Here is a 14,338-nt window from a genome sequence, read left to right as displayed (position 1 = left end):
CGGCATTCATCAAATACAGGAATTCAATTATTTACCTTTCTATGTACAGGGCGGAATACAAGGCTCGATATTGCCTGTGAGCTTTGTATTCCGGCCTTTTTCTCAGAAACCGCCTTCAGTGGAGTGGAAGGGAATATTGAGTCTGTTTTCAACAGTGCGCAGGCGCTGATTCAGCCGGTTTAAGCGGCGGGTATGAAGCTCAATCGCTTGGCTTAACCGTCCGATTTGTTCATTCATTCGCGTCAGTTCACGGTTTTGGCGCTGATCTTCATTTGACAGGCGGGTAAGCTCTCTCGTTTGCTGAACGTTTTGTCTTTCGAGCTGGGCGACTCTGCGTTCTAAAGCCGTCGTTTGCCGATCGTCTTGCTGATCTTGTTGATATTGCTGATAGGGCGCATAATAGGTTTCCTGCTGATACGGTTCATATTCAACATGGCTCACTTCATATTCCTGCTGAGGGAAATAACCAGGGGGTGTGTAGTACTGATATGGGTTCATTCATCATTCTCCTTATTAGTCAATTTCTTTATACCTTATGTAGTCAATCGCACAGTGCCACGGCATTTGCCCAGCAAAAGGATGCAAAAAGGGTTTTAAAGGAAGGTGATCACACTGCCGAATACACATTCTCACGGCATAGGCTTCATCGCGCTGCTTCTTATTGCCGCATGTGTGATGATGACGGGCTGCCAGCAGGAGAAAGAGGACGAAACGCCTTTTTATTACGGAACATGGGATGAAGGCCTGGATCCGGGGCCGATGGACGGGGTGAGATCAGAAACCGTCACGTTTACGAAGGATAAAGTACTGACAAAGCAAGTGATTAAAGGCCGGGGAGAAGTAGAGCTGCCTTTTAAAGCTTACAAAGTGTTATCCCAAAATACAGACGGAACCATCACGATTCAGTATCTCGGCTCCCTCCACCCTGCCGAAAGCACATTAAAAAGGGGAAAAAACGGTACGCTGATCTGGATTGAAAACGGAGAAACAAAAACGATGAAACGAATGAAAACAGGCGAGGAGGATAAACATGAGAAATAAAGCCGCCGACCGGCTCGTTTTAACGGGAGTCATCATACATATGATTCAATGGTTTACGCTGTTGTGGCTCTTCTTTCAGATTGAAAATAAGTTCGGGCATTTTACCATCTATAATCCGAATGTTGTAAACGGCACCATGCAGTCTTTTTCATTTTCAGATATGATGCGTTCTCTGCTTTATTCGGGGACGATGCGGAATACGTTGCTGTTCTTTATGTTTGCGGCTCTGCTCATTTATTTATGGCTGAATGCCGTTTTTATCATGTTAGAAATCATTTCTTATGTGATGATCAGGCGGAACCGCTATTCATTGTGGGGATACGTTCCGGCAGCGATGGGAGTGAAGCTTGCCGTTATGGATTTGGCGGCCATTCCTTTCTTAATGGCAGGGCTGATGCTGATGAAGCAGAAAAAAGAAAGCGGCGTTGAAACAGAGGAGACCGGCCGAAGAAGAAGGCGGGTTCCGGTCCGAAAACAAACGCGGTTCATAAGGAGAAAAACGTCTTTTTAGATTGAACTGAGAAATGAAAAAACGATATGATGAGATCATTAGACGAAAACAACACGAAGGAGATGCAAGATGTACAAGTTAATCGCGATAGATATGGACGGAACACTTTTAAACGATCATCATGAAGTCACAGCCGAAGTCCGTGAGGCGCTCAATGCCGCAAAAGCGGCAGGGGTCAATATCGTACTCTGCACAGGCCGTCCGCTCGGCGGAGTGCAGCGGTATTTGGACGAGCTGAATTTAAAGGAAGAAGGCGACTACGTCATTGCCTACAACGGCGCCCTTGTCCAAAACACGTATACGAACGGTGTCGTAGCTGAGCAATCCTTAGGCTTTGAAGACTTGCAATCGTTACATGAGCTGAGCTTACAGCTGGACACGCCGATGCATTACTTTGATTCGGCGAATTTATACACACCGAACCGTGATATCAGTGAATACACGGTATACGAATCATACATCACGAAAGTGCCGCTTCATTTCCGCACGATTGATGAGGTGCCGAAGGATATTCTGATTCCGAAAGCCATGTTCATCGACGATCCGGAGAAGCTGGAGAAAACGGTCGAATTGATCCCGGAATCATACAGAGAAAAGTACACAATGGTCAAAAGCGCGCCGTTCTTTCATGAGATTCTTCATCCGAAAGTCAGCAAAGGAAACGCAGTCAAACTCCTCGCCGAACAGCTCGGCATTGAGCAAAAACACGTCATGGCGATCGGCGATAACGGCAACGACATGTCCATGATTAAATGGGCCGGCTGCGGCGTGGCGATGGCCAATGCCATCCCGGAAGTAAGAGAGATTGCCGACTATGAGACAAAATCAAACAACGAACACGGCGTCGCACATGCGATTCAGGAGCTTGTGCTGAAAAAATAGGCACCCTATCAGAGGGTGCTTTTTTACGGCTTGTTTTGGTGATATGATAGCGAAGAGAAGAGGGGAGGCCCGATATGGATCGTGAAAAACAGCAGCTCAGCATAGAAGCCGCAAAACTATATTATCAATCGGATTACAGCCAGCAGCAAATCGCGGAACAGCTTAACCTGTCACGCCCGACCGTTTCGAGGCTGCTTCAGTACGCCAAAGAAAAAGGATATGTCCAAATCCGTGTCATGGACCCGTTTGAGGATTTGGATGAACTCGGTGCGAAGCTGGAGGAGAAATACGGTCTGCTTGAGGCGCACGTCGTCTTTTCTCCCAGTGCCGATTACCCGGCAATTACACATTACTTGAGCCGCTACGGCGCAGACTATATGCATAAAACCGTAAAGGATGGCGACATTCTCGGTGTAAGCTGGGGAACGACAATGTACCAAATGGCCCGGAATATGGAACCGAAGCAGGTAAAGAGCGTTGAAGTGGTGCAGCTGAAAGGCGGCATCAGCCATTCCAATGTCAATACGTATTCGTCTGAAACGATTCAGCTGTTTGCCGAGGCTTTCCAGACGATGCCGAGATATTTGCCGCTGCCCGTTATATTTGACAATGCCGATGTGAAAAACATGGTGGAGCAGGACAGGCATATTAAGCGGATCATCGAAATGGGCAAACAAGCCAATATCGCTTTGTTTACGGTGGGAACTGTTCGGGATGAGGCGCTGCTTTTCAGACTCGGTTATTTCCGCGAAGAAGAAAAGCAATTGCTGAAAAAACACGGAGTCGGGGATATTTGTTCACGTTTCTTTGACGCCGGGGGCAATATTTGCAGCAGCAGTATTAACGATAGGACAATCGGTGTGGAGCTAGCTGATTTAAAAATGAAGGAGCGTTCCATCTTGGTTGCGGGCGGCAGCAGAAAAGTCCCGGCCATTCACGGGGCGCTGACCGGAAAATATGCGAATGTCCTGATTGTCGATCAGCATACGGCCAAAGTACTTGTTCAAGAAATGTGACAATTATTGAACATAATTTCATTTACCAATTTACATATGTTCAAAATTCGGTTATTCTAAACGTATCCTAGTAAAAAGGAAGTGCATACAATGTCAATTGCAAGTCAAATAGACCATACTGCTTTGAAACCGCATACACAAAAAGCAGATATTTTACAACTGATAAAAGAAGCAAAAGAATACAAGTTCGCTTCCGTTTGTGTGAACCCGACTTGGGTAAAACTCGCGGCAGAAGAACTAAAGGGCACGGGTGTTGACGTTTGTACCGTTATCGGCTTTCCGCTCGGCGCGACTACAACGGAAACGAAAGCATTTGAAACGAAGGATGCCATCTCAAAAGGGGCAACTGAAGTTGATATGGTCATCAATATCGGCGCTTTAAAAGACGGCGATAACGATGCAGTCGAGGCTGACATCCGCGCGGTTGTCGAAGCTGCGGCCAAAAAAGCGCTTGTCAAAGTCATCATCGAAACATGCCTGCTGACAGATGAAGAAAAAGAGCGCGCATGCCGCTTGGCGGTTTCTGCCGGCGCTGATTTCGTCAAAACGTCAACAGGGTTTTCTACAGGCGGGGCAACGGCTGAGGATATCGCTTTAATGCGCAAAACAGTCGGACCGAACATTGGAGTAAAAGCATCAGGCGGCATCAGAACGAAAGCTGATGTTGACAGCATGATTGCTGCGGGCGCGAGCCGGATCGGCGCAAGTGCGGGCGTATCCATCGTAGGCGGCGACGGCGGCAGCAGCGACAATTATTAAGGAAAGGTGCGGAAGCGTTTTGCTTCCGTCATCCTCTCTCTTTCGTTCGTGCATGAAAAATTGTAAGCGAATACAAATAAAAGGAGAACACACATGAAGTATCTTATCGGAATCATTGGAATCATTGTGTTTTTAGGTCTCGCCTGGCTCGCCAGCAATGGGAAAAAGAGAGTTAAAATTCGGCCGATAGCCGTCATGCTTGTTCTGCAGCTGATTCTTGGCTATATTCTCCTCAACACCGGTATCGGTAATTATCTTGTCGGCGGCTTTGCAAAAGGATTTAACTACTTGCTGGAATATGCATCAGAAGGAATCAACTTTGTGTTCGGCGGGCTTGTGAATGCGAAACAGACCACATTCTTCATGAGCGTGCTTCTGCCGATCGTCTTTATTTCCGCTTTAATCGGAATATTGCAGCATTGGAAGATCCTCCCCTTGATCACAAAATATATCGGTCTTGCTTTAAGCAAGGTGAACGGAATGGGAAAAATTGAATCTTACAACGCAGTCGCATCAGCGATCTTAGGGCAATCAGAAGTTTTCATCAGCCTGAAAAAGCAGCTCGGCTTTCTATCAGAGCAGCGCTTGTATACGCTTTGCGCATCAGCGATGTCGACGGTTTCCATGTCTATTGTCGGCTCTTATATGACAATGCTGAAACCTGAATATGTCGTGACGGCGCTCGTGCTGAACTTATTCGGCGGATTTATTATCGCTTCGATCATCAACCCGTATGACGTGAGCAAAGAAGAGGATATCATTGTCGTCCCTGAAGAAGAAAAACAATCCTTTTTTGAAGTGCTCGGTGAGTATATAATGGATGGATTCAGAGTCGCCGTTGTCGTAGCGGCGATGCTGATCGGATTTGTAGCGCTCATTGCTTTGATTAATGGAATCTTTAGCGCGGTCTTCGGCATTACTTTCCAGGCGCTGCTTGGGTATGTATTCGCGCCATTTGCGTTTTTAGTCGGCATTCCGTGGAATGAAGCGGTAAGCGCCGGAAGCATTATGGCAACTAAAATGGTATCGAATGAATTTGTCGCTATGCAGTCGCTCTCATCCGGAAGTTTTCATTTCAGCGCGCATACGCAGGCAGTTGTATCTGTTTTCCTCGTTTCATTTGCTAACTTCTCGTCCATCGGAATTATCACGGGCGCGGTGAAAGGATTAAATGAAAAGCAAGGAAACGTCGTCGCGCGGTTCGGATTGAAATTATTATACGGCGCCACGCTTGTCAGCTTCTTAACAGCGGCAATCGTCGGATTGATTTACTGACCATAAACGAAGGATAGGTGACTTAATATGAGAATGGTAGATCTTATTATAAAAAAACAAAACGGAAAAGAACTGACAACGGAAGAAATTCAATTTTTCGTAAAAGGATATACGGACGGCAGCATCCCGGATTACCAAGCAAGCGCACTGGCGATGGCAATTTTCTTTCAGGATATGACGGATCAAGAACGCGCTGATCTCACTATGGCGATGGTAAACTCAGGAGAAACGATTGATCTTTCTGCCATTGAAGGCATTAAAGTTGATAAGCACTCAACGGGCGGGGTCGGCGATACGACAACACTTGTCCTCGCTCCGCTTGTCGCAGCTCTCGATGTTCCCGTCGCTAAAATGTCCGGCCGCGGCCTCGGACATACGGGCGGAACCATTGATAAACTGGAAGCCATTGAAGGGTTTCATGTGGAACTGTCAAAAGATGAATTCATCAAGCTTGTAAACCGCGACAAGGTAGCCGTCATCGGCCAAAGCGGCAATTTGACGCCTGCTGATAAAAAACTGTACGCGCTTCGTGATGTGACGGGAACGGTGAATTCCATTCCGCTGATCGCAAGCTCTATTATGAGTAAAAAAATCGCCGCAGGGGCGGATGCGATCGTGCTTGATGTGAAAACGGGAGCGGGTGCATTTATGAAAACGGACGAAGACGCCGTGAACCTCGCCAAAGCGATGGTGCGTATCGGAAACAATGTAGGGCGCCAGACGATGGCTGTCATTTCTGATATGTCACAGCCGCTCGGTTATGCGATCGGAAACGCGCTTGAGGTTGAAGAGGCCATTGATACCTTGAGGGGAGAAGGTCCGGAAGATTTAAACGAACTTGTCCTCACGCTCGGCAGCCAAATGGTCGTTTTAGCGAAAAAAGCCGAGACATTGGAGGAAGCGAGAGCCAAGCTTCAGGAAGTCATGAAAAATGGCAAAGCGCTTGAGAAATTTAAGGAATTCCTGAACAACCAAGGCGGTGACGGCTCTGTCGTTGACGATCCGTCCAAACTCCCGCAGGCGGCATACAAAATTGACGTTCCTGCTAAGGAAGCGGGTGTCGTATCAGAAATCGTTGCTGACGAAATCGGCGTCGCCGCCATGCTGTTAGGCGCGGGGCGCGCAACAAAAGAAGACGATATCGACCTGGCCGTCGGCATCATGCTCCGCAAAAAAGTCGGCGATAAAGTCGAAAAAGGCGAGGCGCTCGTCACCCTTTACGCCAACCGCGAAAACGTTGACGAAGTCATCACTAAAATCTATGACAACATCCGCATTGCGGAAAAGGCGGAAGCACCGAAGCTGATTCATACGCTGATTACGGAATAAGAAAATAGAGAAGCGGCACATACTTCATCGGTATGTGCCGTTTTTTATGACATTGTTTTCTGTATCTCACGGACGGCTTCTTTCGGCTGCCTTTTCTTAAAAAAGCGAATGAGGTAGCAAAGGATAATACAAGGGATTCCGCAAAAAAGGGCGATTCTCTGATTGGGATCAAACGCAAGGCCTATGCAGGAAGCAAAACATAAGATCATTGCAGCGATGGGAACGAGAGGGTAAAGCGGCGTGCGAAAGGTTAAATCTGTGACCTTTCCGCCCTTTTTAAGAAAGTCCTTCCGAAACAAAAGCTGAGACAGTGCGATACTCATCCATACAACCACTCCGGCAAACCCCGCAATTGCCACCAGCACCACGTATACCGTCCCCGGAGCAACAATACTGGAGATCAAGGATAAGGAAGAAACGGCCATACTGGCGATTAAGGCGTTCAGCGGAATACCCTTTGGGGTGATTTTTTTGAAGCGGGAGCTGATCATATTTTCGTTGGCCAAAGACCAGAGCATCCGGGTGGAGGCGTACAGCCCGGAGTTTGCTACAGAAAGCAGTGCCGTTAAAATAACAAAATTCATAATATCTGCGGCATAAGGAATCCCGATCTGGGAAAAGACCGCCACAAATGGGCTTTCAATGACACCGGCTTTTTTCCAGGAAATCAGGCCGGATAACACAAAGATTGCGCCGATAAAAAAGATCACCGTTCTCCAGGCGACATTTCGGATCGAACGCGGAATATCTTTTGCCGGATTTGCGGTTTCTCCCGCTGTAATTCCGATCAGTTCCGTCCCTGAAAAGGCGAAGCTTACGGATATCATGGCGATAAAAACCGCGAGAAAGCCGTTCGGAAACAGTCCGCCGTGATCAGTGAAATTCGACAGCATCGGGGCCTCAGCCGCTCCGTGTAATGAGATCAGGCCGAACATCGCGGCGCCGCCTAAAATGATAAATAAAAGTATGGTGACAATTTTGACGCTGGAAAACCAAAACTCTGTCTCCGCGAATAATTTAACCGAGAACGCATTGGCCGCGAAAAGGAGAACGGCAAACATCACGCTCCACATCCAGACGCTGCTGTGGGGAAACCAGCGCTGCATGAGAATACCCGAGGCGGTAAACTCTGAGCCTACCGTAACCACCCAATTCACCCAGTACATGATGCCCACCATAAATCCGGTTGACGGTCCGATGAACGTCGTTGCGTACGTTTGAAACGATCCGGTCACGGGCATGGCTACCGATAATTCTCCGAGACACTGCATGACGAGATACATCATGAAGCCGCCGATTAAGTAGGCGAGTATCGTCCCGCCGGGTCCCGCTTGGCTCAATGTATAACCTGTACTCAGAAACAGCCCCGTCCCAATGACGCCGCCCAATGAAATCATAAATAAATGCCTGCTTTTCATGGTGCGCTTCAATTGAGTGCCGCTGCCTTTATGAACATCCAACGTGATTCCCCCTTTTACATGACATGAGAATGTCCCGGCAGCCAAGCACGTCTGCCGGACATCACGATTAATGTGACAATTTTATCCCTTTTAACGCATGCAATATGACGTGAGCTGCAGCTCTGCTCGTCATATCGCGAAAATCGAGTGTGGGATCGACTTCCACAATTTCAATCCCTGCAATATTGGCTTCTTGTGCTAAAAACCTGACGGCCTGAAGCAGTTCTTCGGTATACAAGCCTCCAGGTCCGATCGCAGGGCAGCCAGGCGCATGAGCTTGATCCAACACATCCATATCAACCGATATAAAAATGGAATCCGCTCTTTTTTGAACAGCCGGCAAGATCTCTTGAATGGTTTGGACAAGCCCTTTATCGCGAATCATTTCCATTGTGTGTACATCCGCCTGATGCGCTTTCACATATTCTTCATATGCAAAGCTGTTGCTGAATTCTCTGATGCCAAGCTGGATCAGGTTTTGGCCGTTTATGACTTTCTCGTCTAAAAGGCGCCGGAAAGGCGTGCCGTTTGTCGGCCCTCCGTCCTCGGTGTTGCGGACGTCGTGGTGGGCGTCGAATTGAAAGACCGCCGTCGTTCCTTTCGTTTGTGCAATGGCTTTTACGGTGGAATAGCTGATCGAATTGTCGCCGCCAAGCACAAACGGCACCCAATCAGGCTGATCCGTCAGAAGGTCATGTATCGTGTGATAAATTTGCTCGTGCGATTTCACAATATCCGTGACATGAATATCAATATCGCCCACATCATATAGATGATCTGTGACATGATCCCGAAGCTCTGCGGAATAAGCGGATATACCGCCCAGCGCCCGGCGGATCGCGCCGGGGGCAAAGCATGCGCCGGAATGGCTGATGGATGATTTAGAGAGGGGGACGCCGATCAAGGCTGGCCCTTTGATCGTTTGCCCCGTCCATGTCTCCGTCAGATCGCCCACTTTTGTCACATGGCGGTCTTTGAAAAGGGAGCCGGCCTTTTTGAGAAAAGGATATTTATCCAAGAACCGCTCCCTCCCTTGTGACAACCGTCTTCCCATCCTTGATGACCCGGTGTACGTGGTTGACGCCGTAGTGATATGGAATATACATGTAATTCGGCGCTTCCCAGATGACGAGATCAGCCGAACGGCCGGCTTTAAGCTGTCCGGCCTCTTCTCCTTTACCGATGGCGTAAGCGGCATTAACGGTTACGGCATGCCAAATTTCTTCAGCAGTCATTTTTAAATGAAGTGCGGCGATCGACATGATCAGCTGGAGGTTTTCCGTCGGTGAACTTCCCGGATTAAAATCGGTTGCCAAGCTGACCCGCACTCCCGCATCAATCATCTCTCTCGCTCTGGCATACGTGTGTTTTCCAAGATAGAAAGTCGTGCCCGGCAATAAGACGGCGATCGTTCCTGATGCAGCAAGCTGTTGAATGCCTTCATCCGATGCCCCCACTAAATGATCGGCCGAGACAGCGTGTAATTCTGCCGCCAATTCCGCGCCGCCGAGCGGGTCAATTTCATCTGCATGGATTTTCAGCCCGAAACCCGCTTCGGCCGCTTTCTTTAAGTACCTTCGTGATTGGCTGACTGTAAAGACGCCCGTCTCTGTGAAAATATCTGCAAATTGGGCGAGTTGTTTCTCTTTGATTTTAGGCAAAAGGGCGATCATACGGTTCAGAAACTCATCAGGGCTGTCCCGGTCTTCAGGAGGAATCGCATGCGCCCCCATAAAGGTAGAGACAAGGTCAATCGGCTGGCGTTCCTGAAGCTTCTTAGCCGTGATCAGCTGTTTCAGTTCCGTTTCTTTGTCGAGTCCGTACCCGCTTTTCACTTCAGCTGTCGTGATGCCGTATGACAGCATGCGCCCTAGGTGAAAAAGCCCTTTTTCGATCAATTCTTCCTCGGAGGCAGCTTTCGTTTCTTTCACCGTGGACAAAATGCCGCCGCCTTGCGCTAAAATATCCAAATAAGAAATGCCTTGGAGTTTCAGATTTAATTCTTTTTCGCGTGACCCGCCAAACACAAGGTGGGTATGGGGATCGACGAGGCCGGGGGTGACCAGCCTCCCCCCGCAGTCGATGATGTCGTCAGCCTCATATCCCGCCTCAGCTCCTTTCGTTCCGGCGAAGACAATGCGCTGATCGTGAATGCCGATAACGGCATCTTCTATGACTTGAAGATCCTGCATGCTTCTGCCTGCGCGCGGGCCGCTAGATTCCATCGTCAAAAGCTGGCCGATATTGGTGAGAATCGTGTCAATTTGTTTCGGCATGCTACCGCTCCTTTTTCATCGGAATCATAATGTCTTGTTCCTCGGCGACTTGAGATGCTTTTTCATATCCGGCGTCCGCATGGCGGATAATGCCCATTCCCGGATCGCTTGTCAGAACCCGGGCGAGCCGTTCTTCGGCAAGGTCACTGCCGTCAGCGACTGCGACCATACCGGCGTGGAGAGAGTAACCCATGCCGACGCCGCCGCCATGGTGAAAGGATACCCAGCTTGCGCCTGACGCCGTGTTGACAAGCGCATTCAGCACGGCCCAATCGCCGACCGCGTCACTGCCGTCTTTCATCGCTTCGGTTTCCCGGTTCGGAGAGGCGACAGACCCGCAGTCCAAATGGTCTCTTCCAATGACAATCGGTGCTTTCAGCTCGCCGTTTCTGACCAATTCGTTGATAGCGAGGCCCATCTTTTCCCGTTCTCCGTAGCCGAGCCAGCAGATACGTGACGGCAAGCCTTGGAATGTGACTTTTTTCTGCGCCATGTCAATCCAGCGGTGAAGGGCTTTATTTTCCGGAAACAGCTCTTTTAATAACGCATCCGTACGGTAAATATCTTCAGGATCACCGGAGAGAGCGGCCCAGCGGAACGGCCCTTTGCCCTCGCAGAATAAAGGCCGGATGTAAGCAGGGACAAAACCCGGAAAATCAAAGGCTTCGGCGAGGCCTTCATCTTTGGCCGCCTGGCGGATATTATTGCCGTAATCAAAGACAATCGACCCTTTCTCCTGAAACGCGAGCATGGCTTCCACATGCTTTTTCATACTTTGCTTGGAAAGGGTCACGTATAGGTCCGGATGATCATGGCGCAAGCGATCTGCCTCTTTGAGCGAATAGCCTGCCGGGATATAACCGATTAACGGGTCATGGGCCGATGTCTGATCGGTGACGATGTCAATGCTGACCCCGCGCTTCAGAAGCTCATGATGCACCTCTGCTGCGTTGCCGAGAAGGGCGATTGATAAAGGCTCTCCGGCTTGTTTGGCGGCTTCGGCCCAAAGCAGGGCTTCATCAATTGACGATGTTTTACGGTCGCAATAGTTTGTTTCAATCCGTTTATCAATCCGCTTCTCATCCACCTCCACGGCAATGACGACGCCATCATTCATCGTCACAGACAGCGGCTGGGCGCCCCCCATTCCGCCAAGTCCTGCCGTCAGCGTCAGGGTTCCCTTCAGACTGCCGCCGAAATGCTGTCCCGCAAGCTCAGCGAAGGTTTCATACGTGCCCTGCAAGATGCCTTGCGAGCCGATATAAATCCAGCTGCCGGCCGTCATTTGCCCATACATCATCAAGCCTTTTTTCTCAAGCTCGTGAAAGTGCTCCCAATCGGCCCATTTCGGCACAAGAACTGAATTGGCTAAAAGAACGCGGGGCGCGCGGTCATGCGTGCGGAATAATCCGACCGGTTTCCCGGACTGGATAAGCAGCGTCTCATCATTTTTCAACGTTTTGAGAGAGCGCTCAATGGCGTGAAAAGCCTCCCAGTTTCGCGCGGCCTTGCCTATTCCGCCGTACACAATCAGGTCTTCCGGCTTCTCCGCGACCTCCGGATCGAGGTTATTTCGAAGCATGCGAAGCACGGCTTCCTGCTCCCACCCTAAGCATTCAAGTTCAGTGCCCCGGTTGGCGCGGATTAATTTTTTAACGTCAGTCATCTGTTCGTCCCCCTTAATTTGTCATCAGTTTTTGGTGATGCTGATCCGGCAGAAAGGATTCCTTCTTCAGCCATTCATTCAGATGTTCGATATCGTAGGAAAAAACACGATCCTCTTGAATGGACGGCACGATTTTTCTCATTTCGAGAAACAGCTGTTTCGTGTACGTGGATGCGTTTTCTATGCCCCGGTATTCCACCGCCTGAAGCGCACAAATGGCTTCAATGGCAAGCACCCTCCTTGTATTCGCGATCACTTGATAGGCGTGCCTTGAAGCAATGGTTCCCATGCTGACATGGTCCTCTTGGTTGGCCGATGACGGAATGGAATCCACACTTGCCGGATGGGCCAGCGTTTTATTTTCCGACACGAGGGAGGCCGCCGCATACTGCATAATCATCGCTCCGGACTGCAAGCCGGGCTGAGGGCTTAAAAAGGGCGGCAGGTCATTCAGCTGCGGATTCACAAGCCGTTCAATACGGCGCTCGGAAATATTCGCAAGCTCGGCTGCTGCGATTTTCAGAAAATCCATGGCAAACGCGATCGGCTGTCCGTGAAAGTTTCCGCCTGAAATGATTTTGCTCCCGTCATGAAAAATGAGCGGGTTGTCTGTCGCTGCATTCATCTCAATTTCTAATTTTTCCTTCACGTATGCTAACGTCTGCCAGGACGCGCCGTGAACTTGCGGAATACAGCGGATCGAGTAAGCGTCTTGGACCCGCAGTTCGCCTTGGACTGTCGTCAGTTTGCTGTCTGACAGGTAATAGCGGATTCGTTCTGCGACATCAATTTGTTCCTGATAGCCGCGGGCGGCATGAATGTCTTCATCAAACGCGTCCATAATGCCCTGAAGGCCTTCAATCGTTAAGCTCGCAATCCGTTCTGATTGAAAGGCCAGCTTTTCTGCTTCGATGTAAGCGATAAGCCCCATCGCAGTCATGGCCTGCGTACCGTTGATCAGCGCCAGCCCTTCTTTAGAGGTCAGTACGACAGGCTCTATCTTTGCTTTTTCTAAAGCGGCCATCGTCGGCATCCGGGTGCCTTCAAAAAAGACTTCACCTTGCCCGATCAGCGCCAGCGCGAGATGAGAAAGCGGTGCCAAGTCCCCGCTTGCCCCCAGCGATCCCTGCTGGGGAATGACGGGGTGGATGCGTTTATTCAAATACGCGAGCAATTGGTCAATCAGCTCAGCCCGCACGCCGGAAAAGCCTTTTAGGAGGGCGTTAGCGCGCAAAAGCAGCATCGCCCGCGACACAGATTCAGGAAAAGGATCACCGACGCCGCATGCGTGGGAGAGAATTAAATTCAGCTGCAGAGCCGCGGCGTCCTCCTTTTGAATCAGCACATCGCTGAATTTGCCGAACCCCGTTGTGATGCCATAGATGGTCTTTTCTTCTTGAACCATCCGTTCCACTGCCGCCCGGCTTTTTTTCACGCGCTCCATGCTTTCTGCGGAAGCTGCAGCCTCTTCGAAATCAAACAGCACACGCTGGGCGTCTGCGGTTGTCAGTGAGGAACCGTCTAACGTTACCATCATTTCAACCCCTTTTTTCTTTACTTTGATAAAGCGCCCATGCAAAAAGGGGCTATGCCATGAAAATAAACTTTCACGCATAGCCCCCTATCGTCTAAGATCTATGGGCTGTTTCATATGTGATTAATTCCTACTCCGAATGTTTCATGCTCAAGCCCCTTAATCGGAGCTCCGATCGTTCCGTAAAGTGCAACGGCAATCCAATCGCCCTCGGCTTCACTCTCATAAGGATTCCCTCTCAATACGGCAAATCTGAGGCCGACCGTCCGAAGCAGCGAGCCAAGCAGCATTTCGCCCCGGGTCACTCCGTGCAAGGCCTCCATTGTCGCATGATACAGTGCATGTGATTCCCGATACCCCTCTGATTGAATCACTCCGCCTCTTTTGGAAGCGGTTTCAATTGCAGCTACTACTTTATGCGCATCCATTGAACCTACCTTGCCGAGACAGACTTTCCAGCCGTCACGTTCAAGCCGGCTGATCTGCTGGCTTTCTTCAGACTCATGAAGCAGAAGAAGGACGGACAATCGCCCGATACGGCGGTCTTTGTGTAAGGTCATATATGCTTCACTCAATTCTTAAATATTCT

The 14,338-nt window shown here is 49.6% G+C and carries 14 protein-coding genes; 7 read left to right on the top strand and 7 right to left on the bottom strand.

The window, feature by feature from the left end:
* Window positions 1-102: 102 nt before the first annotated feature.
* Window positions 103-498, bottom strand: a complete 396-nt coding sequence (locus tag KY305_RS04130) for a hypothetical protein (protein WP_223061466.1) — start codon at window positions 496-498, stop codon at window positions 103-105.
* Window positions 499-675: 177 nt separating this feature from the next.
* Here KY305_RS04130 and KY305_RS04125 point away from each other — a divergent pair, with 177 nt between their 5' ends.
* From KY305_RS04125 to KY305_RS04095, 7 genes are all read left to right on the top strand, one after another.
* Complete coding sequence (locus KY305_RS04125) at window positions 676-1,041, top strand: DUF3255 family protein (RefSeq protein WP_223061631.1); 366 nt, start codon at window positions 676-678, stop codon at window positions 1,039-1,041.
* Window positions 1,031-1,552, top strand: coding sequence for a hypothetical protein (locus KY305_RS04120; protein ID WP_223061465.1), 522 nt, complete (start codon window positions 1,031-1,033; stop codon window positions 1,550-1,552). Before KY305_RS04125 ends, KY305_RS04120 begins: the two co-directional genes overlap by 11 nt.
* A 69-nt stretch (window positions 1,553-1,621) precedes the next feature.
* Window positions 1,622-2,434, top strand: a complete 813-nt coding sequence (gene yidA, locus KY305_RS04115; protein WP_223061464.1) for a sugar-phosphatase — start codon at window positions 1,622-1,624, stop codon at window positions 2,432-2,434.
* Window positions 2,435-2,508: 74 nt separating this feature from the next.
* Window positions 2,509-3,450, top strand: coding sequence for a DNA-binding transcriptional repressor DeoR (locus KY305_RS04110; RefSeq protein WP_223061463.1), 942 nt, complete (start codon window positions 2,509-2,511; stop codon window positions 3,448-3,450).
* 90 nt (window positions 3,451-3,540) lie between these two features.
* Entirely contained in the window at window positions 3,541-4,209 is a 669-nt protein-coding gene (gene deoC, locus KY305_RS04105) for a deoxyribose-phosphate aldolase (protein WP_223061462.1), read from the top strand.
* A gap of 93 nt (window positions 4,210-4,302) precedes the next feature.
* The gene (locus KY305_RS04100; RefSeq protein ID WP_223061461.1) at window positions 4,303-5,484 is read left to right on the top strand and encodes a NupC/NupG family nucleoside CNT transporter; all 1,182 of its coding nucleotides are present in this window, start codon (window positions 4,303-4,305) and stop codon (window positions 5,482-5,484) included.
* Window positions 5,485-5,511: 27 nt separating this feature from the next.
* A complete protein-coding gene (locus KY305_RS04095) occupies window positions 5,512-6,813 on the top strand; it encodes a pyrimidine-nucleoside phosphorylase (RefSeq protein ID WP_223061460.1) in 1,302 nt (433 codons plus the stop codon).
* 44 nt (window positions 6,814-6,857) lie between these two features.
* Here the strand turns inward: KY305_RS04095 and KY305_RS04090 are convergent, their stop codons facing one another.
* From KY305_RS04090 to hutP, 6 genes are all read right to left on the bottom strand, one after another.
* A complete protein-coding gene (locus KY305_RS04090; RefSeq protein WP_396021508.1) occupies window positions 6,858-8,231 on the bottom strand; it encodes an amino acid permease in 1,374 nt (457 codons plus the stop codon).
* A gap of 109 nt (window positions 8,232-8,340) precedes the next feature.
* Window positions 8,341-9,291, bottom strand: a complete 951-nt coding sequence (gene hutG, locus KY305_RS04085) for a formimidoylglutamase (protein ID WP_223061458.1) — start codon at window positions 9,289-9,291, stop codon at window positions 8,341-8,343.
* Window positions 9,284-10,549, bottom strand: coding sequence for an imidazolonepropionase (gene hutI / locus KY305_RS04080; protein WP_223061457.1), 1,266 nt, complete (start codon window positions 10,547-10,549; stop codon window positions 9,284-9,286). Before hutI ends, hutG begins: the two co-directional genes overlap by 8 nt.
* Window position 10,550: 1 nt before the next feature.
* Complete coding sequence (gene hutU, locus KY305_RS04075) at window positions 10,551-12,215, bottom strand: urocanate hydratase (RefSeq protein WP_223061456.1); 1,665 nt, start codon at window positions 12,213-12,215, stop codon at window positions 10,551-10,553.
* A gap of 13 nt (window positions 12,216-12,228) precedes the next feature.
* A complete protein-coding gene (gene hutH / locus KY305_RS04070; RefSeq protein ID WP_223061630.1) occupies window positions 12,229-13,749 on the bottom strand; it encodes a histidine ammonia-lyase in 1,521 nt (506 codons plus the stop codon).
* 113 nt (window positions 13,750-13,862) lie between these two features.
* The gene (hutP, locus tag KY305_RS04065; protein WP_223061455.1) at window positions 13,863-14,309 is read right to left on the bottom strand and encodes a histidine utilization transcription antiterminator HutP; all 447 of its coding nucleotides are present in this window, start codon (window positions 14,307-14,309) and stop codon (window positions 13,863-13,865) included.
* Window positions 14,310-14,338: the final 29 nt, after the last annotated feature.

The sequence above is a fragment of the Bacillus sp. YC2 genome (genome assembly GCF_019891195.1).
Classification (GTDB): Bacteria; Bacillota; Bacilli; order Bacillales; family Bacillaceae; genus Bacillus.
This window is presented reverse-complemented; position numbering and strand designations above follow the sequence as displayed.

What these genes read in the sequence shown, in the direction of transcription:
- KY305_RS04095 (WP_223061460.1), top strand. Translation starts at nt 5,512, where the DNA reads ATGAGAATGGTAGATCTTATTATAAAAAAACAAAACGGAAAAGAACTG.
- hutU (WP_223061456.1), bottom strand. Translation starts at nt 12,215, where the DNA reads ATGACTGACGTTAAAAAATTAATCCGCGCCAACCGGGGCACTGAACTT.
- KY305_RS04090 (WP_396021508.1), bottom strand. Translation starts at nt 8,231, where the DNA reads ATGAAAAGCAGGCATTTATTTATGATTTCATTGGGCGGCGTCATTGGG.
- hutP (WP_223061455.1), bottom strand. Translation starts at nt 14,309, where the DNA reads ATGACCTTACACAAAGACCGCCGTATCGGGCGATTGTCCGTCCTTCTT.
- hutI (WP_223061457.1), bottom strand. Translation starts at nt 10,549, where the DNA reads ATGCCGAAACAAATTGACACGATTCTCACCAATATCGGCCAGCTTTTG.
- KY305_RS04125 (WP_223061631.1), top strand. Translation starts at nt 676, where the DNA reads ATGATGACGGGCTGCCAGCAGGAGAAAGAGGACGAAACGCCTTTTTAT.
- KY305_RS04100 (WP_223061461.1), top strand. Translation starts at nt 4,303, where the DNA reads ATGAAGTATCTTATCGGAATCATTGGAATCATTGTGTTTTTAGGTCTC.
- KY305_RS04120 (WP_223061465.1), top strand. Translation starts at nt 1,031, where the DNA reads ATGAGAAATAAAGCCGCCGACCGGCTCGTTTTAACGGGAGTCATCATA.
- hutH (WP_223061630.1), bottom strand. Translation starts at nt 13,749, where the DNA reads ATGGTAACGTTAGACGGTTCCTCACTGACAACCGCAGACGCCCAGCGT.
- deoC (WP_223061462.1), top strand. Translation starts at nt 3,541, where the DNA reads ATGTCAATTGCAAGTCAAATAGACCATACTGCTTTGAAACCGCATACA.
- yidA (WP_223061464.1), top strand. Translation starts at nt 1,622, where the DNA reads ATGTACAAGTTAATCGCGATAGATATGGACGGAACACTTTTAAACGAT.
- KY305_RS04130 (WP_223061466.1), bottom strand. Translation starts at nt 498, where the DNA reads ATGAACCCATATCAGTACTACACACCCCCTGGTTATTTCCCTCAGCAG.
- KY305_RS04110 (WP_223061463.1), top strand. Translation starts at nt 2,509, where the DNA reads ATGGATCGTGAAAAACAGCAGCTCAGCATAGAAGCCGCAAAACTATAT.